Raw genomic sequence first — 13,138 nt, forward strand, 5'->3', positions numbered from 1 at the left:
CCGGCGCGGCGGGCTAGATGCGGAGCGGCCGAAATGTTGTCAATGCTGAGCCGCCGGCAATTGCGCCGACGTTGGGAGCTGGAATGCCACGGGTCGCGATCATCGGAAGCTGCATCACGCGCGATTTGTGGCCGATCCGTGGCGACGGGGCAGACGGCCTCGCCTACGTCTCGCGCACCAGCCTGCCGAGCCTGGTCTCCGAGCCGCTCCTCGGTTTCCGGCCCGCGAAGCAGCCGCCCGCGGGACTGAACGGCTATCAGCACAGCGCGATGGTCGCCGATCTGGAGAAGACGGCGCTCGCGCGCCTGGTGGCCTTCCGGCCCACGCACCTGATCTTCGATCTGATCGACGAACGCTTCGACCTGCTGTCCGTCGGCCGTTCGATCGTGACGGAAAGCTGGGAGCTGGAGGCGAGCGGATATCTCGAGCAGAAGGCCTTCGGTGGAGCGCGTCGCGTGCCGCGCCTCTCCGCGGCGTGCGATCGCCTGTGGACCCGCGCGGCCGGGGAAGTCGCCGCCCTGATCCGGGCGACGCCGCTCGCCGAGGCCAGGCTGATCCTGCATGTCTCCCGCTGGGCTCACGAAGTGCGCGATGGCTCCGGGCTCCGGGCGCCGCTGACCAACGTCGCCATCATGGAAGGCCGGCCCGCGGAGATCGCCGAACATAACAGCCTGCTCGCCGGATACGAGGCGACCCTCCTCGACCTCATGCCGCATATGGAGCGGCTGGATGCGCCGGCGCTTCGTATCGCCGACGCGGAACACCGCTGGGGCCTCAGCCCCTTTCACTTCATTCCCGAATATTACGCCGAAATCTGGCGCCAGCTGGAGGCGCTGGGCGTCCCCCGGCCTATCGCTGGGCCTGTCGCGCCCAGTGTTCCAGCGGCGTGAGTCCCTCGCGCGCCAGCTCCGGCCGCGAGGCGAGATAGGCAGCGGTCGGGAAGCCGGGGCGCGCCTCGGCGACGGCCCACGCGCCGCCCTGCAGATAGTCGACCAGGGGATTGGAGCCCGGCGCCAGGCCGCCGCCACGCACCGCCACGTAGTGCGGCAGATCGAACCAGGGTCCGGGGCTGCGCCCCTCCGCCGCGCCTTCGACCAGGAAGTCGGTCAGCGGCTCCCGGCCGGCCTCGGCCACGTGCGCGTACTGTTCCAAATACCAGGTTGAGTCGAACAGCGGGTGCGGCGTGCAGCCGGACCGCCACCCTTCGTGCAGGTAGTGGACCAGCGGGGCGACGCCGTGCGCGCCGCGGCCGGCCTGACGGGCGTACCAGGCGGGATCGAACAGCGGATGCGGCGACAGCCCCAGTCTCCAGCCTTCCCGCAGGTAGTGCGACACGGGATCCTCACCGACGGCGAGCGCGGGCCGCTGGGCCAGATAGTAGGCGACGTCGAAGACAGGATGCGGGCTGCGGCCCTGGGCGGCGCCGCGGCGAATATAATGCTCCAGCGCCGTAACGCCCGAAGCGGCCAGTTCGGAGGCGTTCTCGCGCCGGTAAAAGGCCTCATCGAACAGCGGGCGCGGCTCGCGCCCTTCCTGGCCGCCGGCGATCAGGTAGTGGACGAGCGGGGCGATGCGCGATCCGGCCACGTCCGGATTGCGGGCGAGGTACCAGGCCTGATCGAAGGCCGCCGGCGGCGCCACGGCGGGGTTGGCGCCGCGCCGGGTGTAGGCGGCCATGTGCCGATAGTCGTGCGCGAGGCGGCCCGATCCTCGCCAGACGCCGCTGCGGGCGATCACCAGGGCCTGGCCGAACGCCCCCAGCCGCACCAGCACGCGGTCGAGCTTGCGGCTCAGACCCGTGCGGCGACGCAGACGAGCCGGCCGCGCCGCGGCGACGTAGGCGGCCAGCGCCGTGGCGCGGACCCGTCCGACCAGCTCGGCCCGGGCGATCAGCGACTCGTGGAGCGCCTGGCTCAGCTCGGCGCGGACGACCGCTTCACGGACCTGGGCGTCCTGGGCGACGCGGCGCAGGCCGGCCACCTTTTGAGCGACCGCTCGCGCCTTCCCGACGACGCGAAGGACGGAATCGGCCTCGCCGCTCATGCTGCTTCATGCTCCAGCCAGTCCCGGAAGGTCCCGAGACCGGCGGCGTACGGGTCCGGATAGGCCGCCTGCAGGTCGACGCGCCCACGGTAGAGCAGCCTGTGCGCGCGTTCGATGGCCGTCCCGTCGGCGTAGGTCCCATACGCCCACCAGCGTTCCGGAATGCCCGCGTCCGTCGCCTCGGCGACCTCGCGCTTGTACCAGGACCAGATCTCGTAGACCGGGAAATTCGAGCCGGCATAACGCTTGGTCATGGTGTCGCCGAGCGGCCCGAGCTTCGTGAAGTGCCAGAACCGAAGCGGGTGACCGTTCACGGTTATCGCACCGTCCTTGCCCACCGCGACCTTCCGCTGACTGAGGTTCCAGCTCGCGACATTGTAGCCGGGATCGCGGACGACCTTCACCTTGTCGAAAAGGGCCGGCACGTGGTCGCACCAGCGCTGATCGACGAACAGACCCTGTGGAATGTCGTCGTAGCAGTACGACAGCAGCCGGTCGTTCCACCACTTGGCGAACCGGGCGCCCTCGCCGCTCGTGCGGATGGCCACGAAGCCCAGGTTGTAGATCCCCGTCCGCAGCGTAGCGATGTCGTTGTCCAGGATCGCCTGCGGGTCGTCGTTCGGATCGATCAGGTGAGGCGTCAGCAGGATGTCGTCCGTCTGCAGCATGGTGAGCAGCGGATCGAGCGGGCCCAGCAGAGCCGTGTCGGGGTCGAGGTAGATCACCACGTCGGCGCCCGAGGTGCACGCCTGGTGGATGTAGGGGCCCTTCACCGCCGTGCAGACCTCGACGATGTCGTGCTTGAAGAGCCAGCTCTTGAAGCTCGGGATGCCCAGGTCCTGGGCCCACACGACCCGGTCGAACGGCTCGCCGGCAGGGTCGAAGACGAAATCCGGCGGCGGCACGTCGGTGATCAGCGCCACCAGCTCCCAGTCGGGATGATGCCGGCGCAGCGTCTTGAACAGCACGCGGGCGCGGTTCAGGTACGAGAACGTAAAGCTGGAAAAGGCTTGGACTTTCATGCCTCGGCTCTCGCAGGCAACAGATCGGCGGTCATCCCGCTCAGCGTCAGATCGTAGAGCATCGGCCGACGCTGCGCGCGGGCAAGCTTAGCCATCTGGCCCGATTCGAACGCGGCCTCGACCGCGGCGTCGTCGGCGAGGACGGCGCCTTGGCGCGTGGAGGCGACGATCGCGGCCACGTTGCCGCTGTCCGGGCCCGTGACCACCGCGCAGCCGGCGGCCAGCGCCTCGTAGGCGGCGAACGAGAAGGTCTCGCGCCACAAAGGCCAGAGCAGGACGACGTCGATCTCCAGCCGCTCCAGCGCCTGCTGCATGGCGTTCGGTCCGCCGGCGGCGACGCGCACCTCGTGGAACTCCGCCGCGACGCCCGTGTCCTGCTGGGCCCCGAGGTGGAAGAAGACGTAGCGGGCGTCACCCGCGTGCCGGGCGACGAGCCGCTTGAACAGCGGCCAGCCTTTGTGCGCGACGGGATAGCCGAGGAACGCCACCCGGAGCGGACGCTCGCTCGGGGGAACCGGCGCGGCTGCGCGTTCGACCAGCCTCGCATGCGGATGAACCACATGGCCGGCGGCCGGAAGACTCCAGCGGGTCCGCCAGAAGTCCAGGGTGACGGCGGCAGGCGCGACGACCGTGAGCGTCAGGCCGCCGAAGAGCTGCTCGTGGCCGACGAGGTGACGGGCGCGCCACGGTCCGAACGCGCAGATGCCGCACGCGGGGCTTTCCGGGAGCGGCGCGGCGCAGTCCTCCACGCTGTTGCGAAGCAGATTGTAGCCCGCGCAGAGGCTCGAATAGTCGTGGAGCCACAGGAAGCCGGCCTCGAGCCGAAGGGCCTCCAGGATGGCCAACGTCTCCGGTACGGCATGGCCCAGCAGGCTGTGGATGGCGAAGCTGCGCTCGCGGGCGTCAGCGGTCCCAGCCTTGCCCAAGGCGGCGGCCAGATCCGCAGGCCGGTAGACGCCGAGATCCTCGCCGTTCAGCAGCACGCCCAGCCGCCCCTCCTCGCCGTCCCGCATCACCGGCCAGTGCGCCGCCGGGAAGATGTGGAGGTGGTCACGGCCCTGCTCGGCGACCCGAGCGGCCTCGATCTGCATGCAGAGCTGCACGCCGCCGACGTTCTTCCGGTAGTCGTCGTGGCTGAAGGTGACGTGCAGGCGGGACAAGCCGGAACGCGCCTTGGCAAGGCCTGCGGCGAGGCGCTCGGGCTCCCCCGCGCCCCGCGCGAGCGTGGCCTTCACCGACTCCCTGACCTCGTCCTCGATCGGACGACGGCCGGCGATGATGTCATAACGGAAGCCGAGGTCCGGGGCCGTCGCGCGACCTTCCTTCCGACCGTGGCGGAGGTAGTGCACGAAGGGGTTCAGGCCCGTACGGGCGACTTCGGGGTTCTCGTGCAGATAGGCCCGCACCGAGAAGTTCGGGTTCGGGTCACGGCCCTCGCGCCAGCCGTGGGTCAGGAAGTGGTGCAGCGGATCGGCGCCGGCGGCGGCGACGTCGGGGCTGAGGCCCAGATAGTGCCTGCGGTCGAACTCGGCCGCGACCAGGCGGCGGTCCGGATGGAAAAGGCCGGCCGCGCGGGTCACCACGCGCCGGACGATCGGCGGCATGCTCAAGGCCATCAGCCGGCCGCCGCCTCGAACAGGTCGACCGTCAGGTTGCTGAAGGTCAGGTCGTACAGGCGCGGCCGGCGGGTGGCGCGGCCGAGCTCGCCGATCGAGCCGTCGTCCAGGGCCCGCGCCAAGGCGGCTTCGTCGGCCAGGACCCAGCCGTGACCGCCGTCGCGGACGAAGGCCTGGACGTTGCCGCTGTCCGGACCGGTGACGACGGCGCAGCCCGCGGCGATGGCCTCATAGGCCGTGAACGAGAACGTCTCCCGGCAGAGGGGCCAGAGGATGACGACGTCCGCCTGCGCCGTCTCGAGCGCCTCCTGCATAGCGCGAGGGTTCGTCTCGTTGACCGCGACCTCGTGGAACTCCAGCGGCAAGCCGGCGACGGCGCGGCTGCCGAGGTGCAGGAAGGTGTAGCGATCGTCGGCCTCATGCCTGAGCACCAGGTCGCAGAACAGCGGCCAGCCCTTATGCGCCGACGGGAGGCCGGCATAGGCGATCCGCAGCGGTCCCGGCCGCGGGACGGGAGCCGCGCCGCGCTCGACCAGCTTGGCGTGGGGCAGAACGACCGCCTTGGCGGCCGGTTGGACGCCACTGGCCATCCAGAGGTCCAGCGTCGGCTGCGACGGCGCGACGACGGTCAGGTCCAGCCGCTCGAACAGATGGCGATGGGCGTCGAGGTGCCGCTGGCGATGGCTGTAGTAGGAGCAGACGCTGCAGGCCGGGCTGCCGGGCGGCGGGGCGGCGCAGTCCTGCACATCGTTCCGCAGCAGGTGATAGCCCGCGCAGAGGCTGGCGAAATCGTGCAGCCAGAACCAGCCCGAGCGGAGGCCTGCGACGGCGAGGATGTCCGCGGTCTCCTCCGCCGAATGACCCAGCAGGCTGTGGATTGCGAAGGTCCGCCGTCCGGGCTCCACGCCCTGCGCGGCCGCCTTCAACGCCGCGGCGACGACCTTGGGCTTGAAAGCTCCCACCCGCTCGCCGTTCCAGAGCACGCCCAGCAGGCCAGGCTCCTTGCTCTCCCGCACGACCGGCCACGGATCGGCCGGATAGAGGTGCAGGTGGTCCCCGCCGAGGCCCGCGACCCGGGCGTCCTCACGCTGAAGGCAGAGCTGCACCCCGCCGAGGTTCGCCGAGTAGTCGTCGTGGCTGAAGGTGACGTGGAGGTCCCGGAGGCCCGAGCGCGACTGCGACAGCGCCTTGGTCAGCCGCGCGGGCGGCGTCGGCGTGCGCGCAGCAGCACGTGCGGCGACCTCGGCGGTACGGATCGCCACCGGCCGAAGATCGGCGAGGAGCTGGTAGCGGAAGCCCAGTTCGTTGCGGGGAATCCGCCCTTCGGACCGGCCGGCGCGGACGTAGTGAACGAACGGGTTCATGCCCGTGCCGGCGACATCCGGATAGGTGTCCAGATAATCGCGCACCGAGAACCGGCGGCTCGGGTCGCGTCCCTCCAGCCAGCCGGTGACGAGGAAATGGTCCAGTGGATCCTGCCCCGCCTCGGCCACGTCGGGATTGGCTTGCAGGTAGAAGGCGGCGTCGAACTCGGGCGCGATCAGCCTGCGCTCTTCCGCGAGTTGCTCCGGGGACGGCCCCAGGTATTCCTCGGGCGCCGCTTCTGACGCCCCCTGGAGAGCCTCGAAGCTCCAGCCGTGGGCGCCCGAGCTCAGCAGGTAACGCTCGCCCGCCGCCGAGGGCGTCACCTCGCGCCCCTCGCGGCGGCCGTGCATCAGGTAGTGGAAGAACGGCTCCACCTTCGCGCGGCGGACGTCCGGGTTGTCGGCCAGATAGGCCGACGAGCAGAACCAGGGCGCGGGGTCCCGCCCCTCGCGCCAGCCGGCCTCGAGGTAGTGCTTCAGGGGATCTGCGCCCAACGCCGCCACATCGGGATAGGCGGCCCGGTAGAACGCCGCGTCGAGGGCGACCGAGACGATCCGGTGGACTTCGTCGGCGGCGGCCGTCGCGGCCATGCGGCGCAAATTCCTTCACTGTGACGGGGGCTTCTGTGCAACAGAAGGACCCTGCGATCAACGGGGGGATCGCCTGGCGCGCGCAGACTTGCGGCGATTTGCGAGGCTCCCTACACGCTGGGCGAAGAATGACGACGAGAACCGCCTATCTCGTGCTGGGCATGCACAGGTCCGGCACCTCGGCCGTGACCCAGCTCCTGTCGCTGGCCGGCGCCGAGCTGCCGGCGAACGTCATGCCGGGCGACGAGCACAACGAGAAGGGCTACTTCGAGCCCTGGAAGGTGGCGCTCCTGAACGACGAGCGTCTGCGCGCGGGCGGCTCGGCCTGGGACGACATCTTCGCCTTTCCCTATCGTCCGCTGCCGCGCAAGGACGAGCGCGCGTGGATCAACCGCGCGATGGCTCTGATGGGCGAGGAGTTCGGCCAGGCGCGCTACCCCCTGCTCAAGGACCCGCGCGTCACCGTGCTGCTGCCGTTCTGGCGGACGGCCCTGGCCGACCTCGAGATCGACGCCCGCGGGGTGATCCCGGTGCGCCACCCGCTGGCGGTTGCGGGCTCGCTTCGTCGCCGCGACGGCTTCACCGAGCAGAAGTCGGTGCTGGTCTGGACCGCCTACATGCTGGCGGCCGAAGCCTATACCCGGGACCTTCCCCGGGCCTTCGTCGGCTACGACGCGCTGCTGTCGGACTGGCGCGCCCAGGTGAAGCGCATCGAGGCGGCCCATGGCGCCCCGCTGCCGACGCTCGACGAACGCGCGGCCGGCGAGATCGACAAGGCGTTGGCGCCGGATCTCCGCCACAACGCCGGCGCGGGCGACCTGGCGGCTTTGGGCTGGCCGGGCGAACTCGCCGCCGCTGTGCTGGCCTGGTTCGAGGCCGCCGCCCGCGACGAGGCGCCTTCGACCGCCGCCCTCGACGCCGCCGCCGCCGAGCTGTCGCGCCGCGCCGCCGACATGGCCCCCCTGGTCTCTCCGACCGCCCGGGACCTGGACGAGGCGCGCTCCGAGCTGCGCGAGACGAAGGCGGCGGTGGGCGTCCTGGAAGACACCTTGAAGCGCGACCGCGAAGTCCTGGAAGGCGGCTGGCGCGCCACGATCCAGCGCCTGGACCAGCACCGCGAGATCCTGAGGGCCGTGGAGGCCCAGCTCGACGCCATCCTGGCCGAGGGCGGTCCGTGACCGAGGGCTCGCTCGAAGCCCGCCTGGCGCGCTTCCCCAAGACCCGGCCGCCGCTGCCGCCTGAGATCGCCGAGATCTACGCGCGCCAGTACGCCGAGAACCGGGCGGGCGAGACCACCGCCGCCTCGCTCTCGCAGCGGCTGGAGCAATGGATGCACCGCCAGGTGGCCGCCGACGCCTCGCCCGCCAAGGCGACGCTGGAGCTGGGCGCCGGCAACTTGAACCAGCTCCCGTTCGAGCCTGAAGGCGGCGCCTACGACGTAGTCGAGCCCTTTGCCGAGCTGTTCGAGGGCTCGCCGCGGCTGGCGCGGGTGCGGAAGGTCTACGCCGACGTCGCCGAGGCGCCGGCGGACGCGCGCTACGACCGGATCACCAGTGTCGCCTGCCTGGAGCACATCACCGACCTGCCAGTCGCGCTGGCGCGTTCGGCGAGGCTGCTGGCGCCGGGCGGCGTCTTCCGGGCGGCGATCCCCAGCGAGGGCGGCTTCCTGTGGAAGCTGGGCTGGTCGTTGACGACCGGCCTGGAGTTCAGGCTCCGCCACGGCCTCGACTACGGCCTGCTCATGGCCCATGAGCACGTCAACGACGCCGCCGAGATCGAGGCGCTGACGAAGGCGATCTTCGAGAAGGTCTCGGTGAAGAGCTTCGGCCTCGGTCGGCAGCTGTCGCTCTACCGCTTCATCGAGGCCCGCAGGCCGCGCCTGGACGTCGCCGAAGCCTGGCTCAGCCGCTTCGGCGCCTGAGCCGAAAAGCGCGAAGGGGGCTCAGGCGCTTCGGCGCCTGAGACGCGGATCGAGGGCCACGTAGACAAGCCCGGTGATGGCCGCGAGGTCGAGGAAGTAGAGGTAGCGGTAGTCGCACGCGAGCGAGATCACATAGAAGCTCGCGGCGAAGCTGAGGGCCGACAGCATCAGCCCCGCCATGGCGATGTCGGCCCGCTCGCGCCGCAGCAGCAGGAAGCCGGTCACCGCCAGCGCCAGCACGGCAAAGGCCGGATGCGACAGGCCCGGCGTGTCCATCCACCACGTCGTGTAGTTCCAAAGGCGGCGGTCGTCGGCGTCCTGCCGCCTCTTGACCCCGAGTTCCTGCATCAGCTTCGGCGGGCCGTCGACGCCCAGGTGGACCGGCAGGCACTGGTCGATGTCTGGCGTCGCGAAAACCCAGCGGAAGACGTCGAGCCGACGTGTGGCGTAGCCGAGGGGATCTTCGCTGAGCGTCTGCACCCACTGCTCGGCGATCACGCCGTCGCTGTAGCTGTTGATGGCCCGCCCAAGCGTCTTCGAGCCGAGCAGCGCGTCGACACGCGTGGCGGAATAGTACCTGGGCGACTCGCGGCGCAGGTCGGCGGCGGCGGCGGGGTTGTCAGCCTCGAGCGCCCGCAGGGGCCGGTCCGGGTCCGCCGCAATGGCGCCGGCCAGGTCGTAGCCCTGCAGCAGGCGCAAGCCCACGTCGCGGTTTTCGCCGGGCGGATCCTTCACCGGCGTGGCGGCGTCGAGCACGGCCATGAACACGAGCGGCCCGGCGAAGCCCGCCGCCGCCCACATCGCGGCCCTGCGCCAGCCGCTCTTCCAGGCGGCCCAGCCGAGCGTCGCGGCCGAGAACACCGCGACCAGCGCCCCGTTCTGGCGCAGCAGGCAGGCCATGCCGAGCAGCAAGAAGGACAGGAAGAGCAGCAGGAGCCGGGGCGTCGGGCGCTCCCAGCGCTTCACCGCATGGGCCAAGGTCACGAAGCCGGCGATCGCGAAGTTCGCGAACAGCACGTCCTTCCACATGATCGCCTGGTAGAGGAGCACCTGCGGGGCCAGCATCGCGCCGGCCAGCACCGCGGGCGCGATCCAGGCCAGGCGCGGCCGCAGCCCGGGCATGGCGGCCCAGGCGGCGACGAGCAGCAGCGATGCGCCGGCTATGTAGGCGAACGGCGAGCTGGGCGTGATCCTGTCGAAGAAGCCCAGGATGGAGGAATACATCGGCGGTCCGAAGACGATACGGACGCCGCGGCGGCCCTCGGCCAGCGAGATCACCGAATCGACCGACATGTGGCCGGGAGCGTTCAGCGTGAGGATCAGCACGTAGCCGATGGCGAGAACCGCGAACCACAGGAACGCGGGCGCGAGGCGTATCAGCCGCTGCGAGGTCATCTTCGTCCCCCCGGACACTTCGCTTCAGGCGCTCTGGCTCTGGATCACCGCCAGGCCCGCCAGCATCAGGACGTAGCCGCCGGCCATGCGCCAGCCCAGCGGCTCCTTGAAGACGAGCCACGCGACGATCGGGATCAGGCCCGTGCCGGCCAGGGCGAACGGATAGGCCTTGGACAGCGGTACGCGAGTGAGGATGTAGAACCAGAAGATCGCGGTCAGTCCGTACCAGGCCAGCGCGGCGATCAGCGGCCAGTTTGTGATCAGCTTATGGATCAGCGGCCCGGTCTGGCGGCTCTGATAGACGGCCGCCCACTTGAACATGGTCTGGCCGACCGGCAGCGCCAGCGAGAAGCCGGCGCACAGCATCATGTCCCTGGGGCTCACGCGCGGCGCTCCCGCCCTCGCAGCCGCTCGACCGTCCGCAGATAAGGATGGATCGGCCGGCTGGGCACGTTCAGCACGTCGAAGTTCATCGCCTGCAGCAGGAGCTGGGCGCCCAGGATGATCGGCAGGGCGGCCATCATGACCACGCCCGCCGAGGCGGTCTGTCCCGGCTCGCGGTTGGCCAGGTAGCTCAGCGCGTAGCCGACGCCGAACAGGGCCGAGAAGGCGCCGAACACCAGCTCCAGGCTGGCGACGTTGAAGTCGCGGACGAAGTACTGGCCCAGCACGCGCTGAAGGAAGTTCCGCAGATGCTTCAGGGCGAACGGTCCGATGATGCGGCCGATGCGGATGTTGGAGACCTCGTCGGCGTAGCGCGCCGGCATCGGGACGTCGCGGACCACCGCCCGCAGGGTCCCAAGGTGGTAGAGCAGGTCGGTCTCGAAGAAGAAGCGACGCGAGACCCGCTTCTCCATCACCAGCTTCGCGACGTTCGACTCCAGCGCCGTGTAGCCGTTGGTCGGATCGAAGATGTTCCAGTAGCCGGTGGACATCTTGGCGAGGAAGCTCAGGGCCGCATTGCCGAACACCCGAACCGACGGCATCGCCTGCAGGTGACTGATCGAGGTGAAGCGGTTGCCCTTGGCGTAGTCGGCCTCGCCCAGGAGGATCGGGGCCACCAGATGGGCGCACTGGTCCAGGTCCATCTGATCGTCGCCGTCGACCTTGACCAGGACGCGCCCGCCGCGCGCCACCGCCTCGCGGTACCCCGCCATCGTGGCTCCGCCGACGCCCTGGTTCTCCCCCAGCCGGACCACGACGACGCGGGGATCGCTGTTGTTGGCCTCGATGAAGTCGCCGGAGCGGTCGGGGCAGGCGTCGTCGACACAGACGATCCCTTCGATCCAGTCCGGCGCCTTGGCGATGACGTTCAGGATGTGGGCCGTGACCTTGTAGCAGGGCACGACCAGCCACACGCCGGCGTCCTCCAGGCTGATCGGCCCCACGGCCAAGCCTTCGAGGGACAGCGGGTTCGGGTCGCGGGCGATCTTGTCGATCGAGGTCATGGCAGGCGTATCGGTCCCCCGCCGCCCGGCTAACATGGAAGCCCGCACGCGGCAAAGCGGCGGTTCCGGCTCGCCTTGCACCGGGCAGGCGCGCCTGATACCTCCGGCGCCTTCTTTCGGGAGAGCTGATGGACTCGGCCACCCACATGCTGCGGACCGGCCAGCGCGGCGGGCTGTTCCAGCTTCAGATGGCGTTTCGTGACCTGAAGGGCTCGGGCCAGCGGCTCGGGCTCGCGTGGTCGCTCGCCTGGCACGACATCGTCTCGCGCTACCGCGGCTCCATCCTGGGCCCGTTCTGGATCACGCTGTCCATGGGCCTGATGGTCCTGGGCATCGGCTTCCTCTACGCCAACCTCTTCAGCATCCCGCTGAACGAGTTCCTGCCGTTCGTGGCGCTCGGCATCGTCTTCTTCGGCGTGATGACGGGCATCATCAACGAAGGCTGCGAGACCTTCGTCCAGGCCAAGGGCATGCTCTCGCAGACCAGCCTGCCGATGTTCACCTTCGTCTGGCGCACGATCCTGCGGAATCTCATCAGCCTCGCCCACCACCTGGTTATCGTGATCGCCGTGCTGACCTTCTACGGCTACTGGGGCAAGGCGCATCCGCTGCTGGCGCTGGCCGGCCTCGTGCTGATGGTGCTGAACGCCGGCTGGATCAGCACGCTCGCCGCCATCGCCTCGGCGCGATTCCGCGACATCCCGCAGATCGTCGTGTCGGTCATGCAGTTCGCCATCTTCATGACGCCGGTGTTCTGGACCCCGCAGCGCTTCTCGGGCGAGCACATGGCGATCCTGCACCTGAACCCCTTCTTCCACATGCTGGACGCGGTCCGCAGCCCGCTGCTGGGGAAGGCCGTGGCGCCGGTCAGCTACGGGGTGCTGGTGGCCATGGCGCTGATCGGCTGGGCGCTCACCTTCGCCATCTTCGCCCGCACCCGGCGCCGGATCGTGCACTACCTATGAGCCCGCCCGTCTCCATCACCTGCTCCGACCTCACGATCCGCTTCCCGGTCTATGGGGTGGACGCCAAGTCGCTGAAGAAGTCGCTGGTCAGCGTCGCGGTCGGCGGCAAGCTCGGCCGCCACTTCGGCGCGACCGACGTCACGGCCCTGCAGGACCTGAACCTGGAGCTGAAGGCCGGCGACCGGCTGGGCCTGATCGGCCACAACGGCTCGGGCAAGACCACCCTGCTGCGCGCGCTCTCCGGCGCCTACGAGCCGGACGAGGGGATGATCGAAGTCCAGGGCCGCATCGCCGCCCTGCTCGACCTGCAGTTGGGCATCGACCTCACGGCCACGGGTTATGACAACATCCGCCTGCGCGGCCGCATCGCGGGCCTCTCGGCCAAGGAGGTCGAGGCGCGGATGGACGAGATCGCCGAATTCACGGGCCTTGGACCGTTCCTGGCTATGCCGGTGAAGACCTATTCGGCCGGCATGCAGGCGCGCCTGGCGTTCGCGGCCGCCACGGCGGTGGAATGCGACGTGCTCCTGATGGACGAGTGGATCGCGGTCGGCGACAGCGACTTCCAGAAGCTCGCCCACAAGCGCCTCCTGGGCCTCGTCGAGCGGGCCGGCATCCTGGTTCTCGCCACCCACGACGTCGACCTGCTGCGCCTCTACTGCAACAAGGTGATGCGCCTCGAGGCCGGCGTCGCCTCGGAGGTCGTCGACATCCGCCGGGTGGACGAGCTGCTGGCGGCCTAGGCGCCGGACTGGTACGCCGGCGCCAAGGAT

General features: G+C 70.0%; 12 protein-coding genes. 5 read left to right on the forward strand and 7 right to left on the reverse strand.

The window, feature by feature from the left end; translation table 11 throughout:
* The first annotated feature begins 17 nt into the window (after nucleotides 1–17).
* A complete protein-coding gene (locus ACO2Q0_RS19890; RefSeq protein WP_423353253.1) occupies nucleotides 18–890 on the forward strand; it encodes a DUF6270 domain-containing protein in 873 nt (290 codons plus the stop codon).
* Here ACO2Q0_RS19890 and ACO2Q0_RS19895 read toward each other — a convergent pair.
* The 4 genes from ACO2Q0_RS19895 to ACO2Q0_RS19910 are packed head-to-tail and all read right to left on the reverse strand — an operon-like array spanning nucleotide 850 to nucleotide 6,636.
* Entirely contained in the window at nucleotides 850–2,043 is a 1,194-nt protein-coding gene (locus ACO2Q0_RS19895; protein ID WP_423353254.1) for a hypothetical protein, read from the reverse strand. The two genes, ACO2Q0_RS19890 and ACO2Q0_RS19895, sit on opposite strands and share 41 nt — an antisense overlap.
* Nucleotides 2,040–3,065: a hypothetical protein gene (locus ACO2Q0_RS19900; protein WP_423353255.1), complete on the reverse strand. Its 1,026-nt coding sequence runs from the start codon at nucleotides 3,063–3,065 to the stop codon at nucleotides 2,040–2,042. Before ACO2Q0_RS19900 ends, ACO2Q0_RS19895 begins: the two co-directional genes overlap by 4 nt.
* The gene (locus ACO2Q0_RS19905) at nucleotides 3,062–4,681 is read right to left on the reverse strand and encodes a hypothetical protein (protein ID WP_423353256.1); all 1,620 of its coding nucleotides are present in this window, start codon (nucleotides 4,679–4,681) and stop codon (nucleotides 3,062–3,064) included. Before ACO2Q0_RS19905 ends, ACO2Q0_RS19900 begins: the two co-directional genes overlap by 4 nt.
* Nucleotides 4,681–6,636, reverse strand: a complete 1,956-nt coding sequence (locus ACO2Q0_RS19910; RefSeq protein WP_423353257.1) for a glycosyltransferase — start codon at nucleotides 6,634–6,636, stop codon at nucleotides 4,681–4,683. The genes ACO2Q0_RS19905 and ACO2Q0_RS19910 overlap by 1 nt, the downstream gene beginning before the upstream one ends.
* Nucleotides 6,637–6,764: 128 nt before the next feature.
* Here ACO2Q0_RS19910 and ACO2Q0_RS19915 point away from each other — a divergent pair, with 128 nt between their 5' ends.
* Together ACO2Q0_RS19915 and ACO2Q0_RS19920 are read left to right on the forward strand one after the other, a co-directional pair.
* Nucleotides 6,765–7,814 (forward strand): sulfotransferase family protein, encoded by a 1,050-nt coding sequence (locus ACO2Q0_RS19915; protein ID WP_423353258.1) that lies wholly within the window; start codon nucleotides 6,765–6,767, stop codon nucleotides 7,812–7,814.
* Nucleotides 7,811–8,557: a class I SAM-dependent methyltransferase gene (locus tag ACO2Q0_RS19920; RefSeq protein WP_423353259.1), complete on the forward strand. Its 747-nt coding sequence runs from the start codon at nucleotides 7,811–7,813 to the stop codon at nucleotides 8,555–8,557. Before ACO2Q0_RS19915 ends, ACO2Q0_RS19920 begins: the two co-directional genes overlap by 4 nt.
* A 21-nt stretch (nucleotides 8,558–8,578) precedes the next feature.
* Here the strand turns inward: ACO2Q0_RS19920 and ACO2Q0_RS19925 are convergent, their stop codons facing one another.
* Genes ACO2Q0_RS19925 through ACO2Q0_RS19935 form a run of 3 tightly spaced genes read right to left on the reverse strand, consistent with a single transcriptional unit; the run spans nucleotide 8,579 to nucleotide 11,400 of the window.
* A complete protein-coding gene (locus ACO2Q0_RS19925) occupies nucleotides 8,579–9,952 on the reverse strand; it encodes a hypothetical protein (RefSeq protein ID WP_423353260.1) in 1,374 nt (457 codons plus the stop codon).
* Between the two features lie 24 nt (nucleotides 9,953–9,976).
* Nucleotides 9,977–10,336: a hypothetical protein gene (locus ACO2Q0_RS19930; RefSeq protein WP_423353261.1), complete on the reverse strand. Its 360-nt coding sequence runs from the start codon at nucleotides 10,334–10,336 to the stop codon at nucleotides 9,977–9,979.
* Nucleotides 10,333–11,400 (reverse strand): glycosyltransferase family 2 protein, encoded by a 1,068-nt coding sequence (locus ACO2Q0_RS19935; RefSeq protein WP_423353262.1) that lies wholly within the window; start codon nucleotides 11,398–11,400, stop codon nucleotides 10,333–10,335. The genes ACO2Q0_RS19930 and ACO2Q0_RS19935 overlap by 4 nt, the downstream gene beginning before the upstream one ends.
* 128 nt (nucleotides 11,401–11,528) lie before the next feature.
* Here ACO2Q0_RS19935 and ACO2Q0_RS19940 point away from each other — a divergent pair, with 128 nt between their 5' ends.
* Complete coding sequence (locus ACO2Q0_RS19940) at nucleotides 11,529–12,365, forward strand: ABC transporter permease (protein ID WP_423353263.1); 837 nt, start codon at nucleotides 11,529–11,531, stop codon at nucleotides 12,363–12,365.
* Nucleotides 12,362–13,108 carry an ABC transporter ATP-binding protein gene (locus tag ACO2Q0_RS19945; RefSeq protein WP_423353264.1) on the forward strand — a complete coding sequence of 249 codons (747 nt, stop codon included), beginning with the start codon at nucleotides 12,362–12,364 and terminating at the stop codon, nucleotides 13,106–13,108. The genes ACO2Q0_RS19940 and ACO2Q0_RS19945 overlap by 4 nt, the downstream gene beginning before the upstream one ends.
* Nucleotides 13,109–13,138 lie beyond the last annotated feature (30 nt).

The organism is Phenylobacterium sp. VNQ135 (assembly GCF_049445735.1).
GTDB lineage: Bacteria > Pseudomonadota > Alphaproteobacteria > Caulobacterales > Caulobacteraceae > Phenylobacterium.

Bases quoted from the DNA above. Each gene is read 5' to 3' on its own strand.
- ACO2Q0_RS19890 (WP_423353253.1), top strand. From the start codon at position 18: ATGCGGAGCGGCCGAAATGTTGTCAATGCTGAGCCGCCGGCAATTGCG.
- ACO2Q0_RS19895 (WP_423353254.1), bottom strand. From the start codon at position 2,043: ATGAGCGGCGAGGCCGATTCCGTCCTTCGCGTCGTCGGGAAGGCGCGA.
- ACO2Q0_RS19900 (WP_423353255.1), bottom strand. From the start codon at position 3,065: ATGAAAGTCCAAGCCTTTTCCAGCTTTACGTTCTCGTACCTGAACCGC.
- ACO2Q0_RS19905 (WP_423353256.1), bottom strand. From the start codon at position 4,681: ATGGCCTTGAGCATGCCGCCGATCGTCCGGCGCGTGGTGACCCGCGCG.
- ACO2Q0_RS19910 (WP_423353257.1), bottom strand. From the start codon at position 6,636: ATGGCCGCGACGGCCGCCGCCGACGAAGTCCACCGGATCGTCTCGGTC.
- ACO2Q0_RS19915 (WP_423353258.1), top strand. From the start codon at position 6,765: ATGACGACGAGAACCGCCTATCTCGTGCTGGGCATGCACAGGTCCGGC.
- ACO2Q0_RS19925 (WP_423353260.1), bottom strand. From the start codon at position 9,952: ATGACCTCGCAGCGGCTGATACGCCTCGCGCCCGCGTTCCTGTGGTTC.
- ACO2Q0_RS19935 (WP_423353262.1), bottom strand. From the start codon at position 11,400: ATGACCTCGATCGACAAGATCGCCCGCGACCCGAACCCGCTGTCCCTC.
- ACO2Q0_RS19940 (WP_423353263.1), top strand. From the start codon at position 11,529: ATGGACTCGGCCACCCACATGCTGCGGACCGGCCAGCGCGGCGGGCTG.
- ACO2Q0_RS19945 (WP_423353264.1), top strand. From the start codon at position 12,362: ATGAGCCCGCCCGTCTCCATCACCTGCTCCGACCTCACGATCCGCTTC.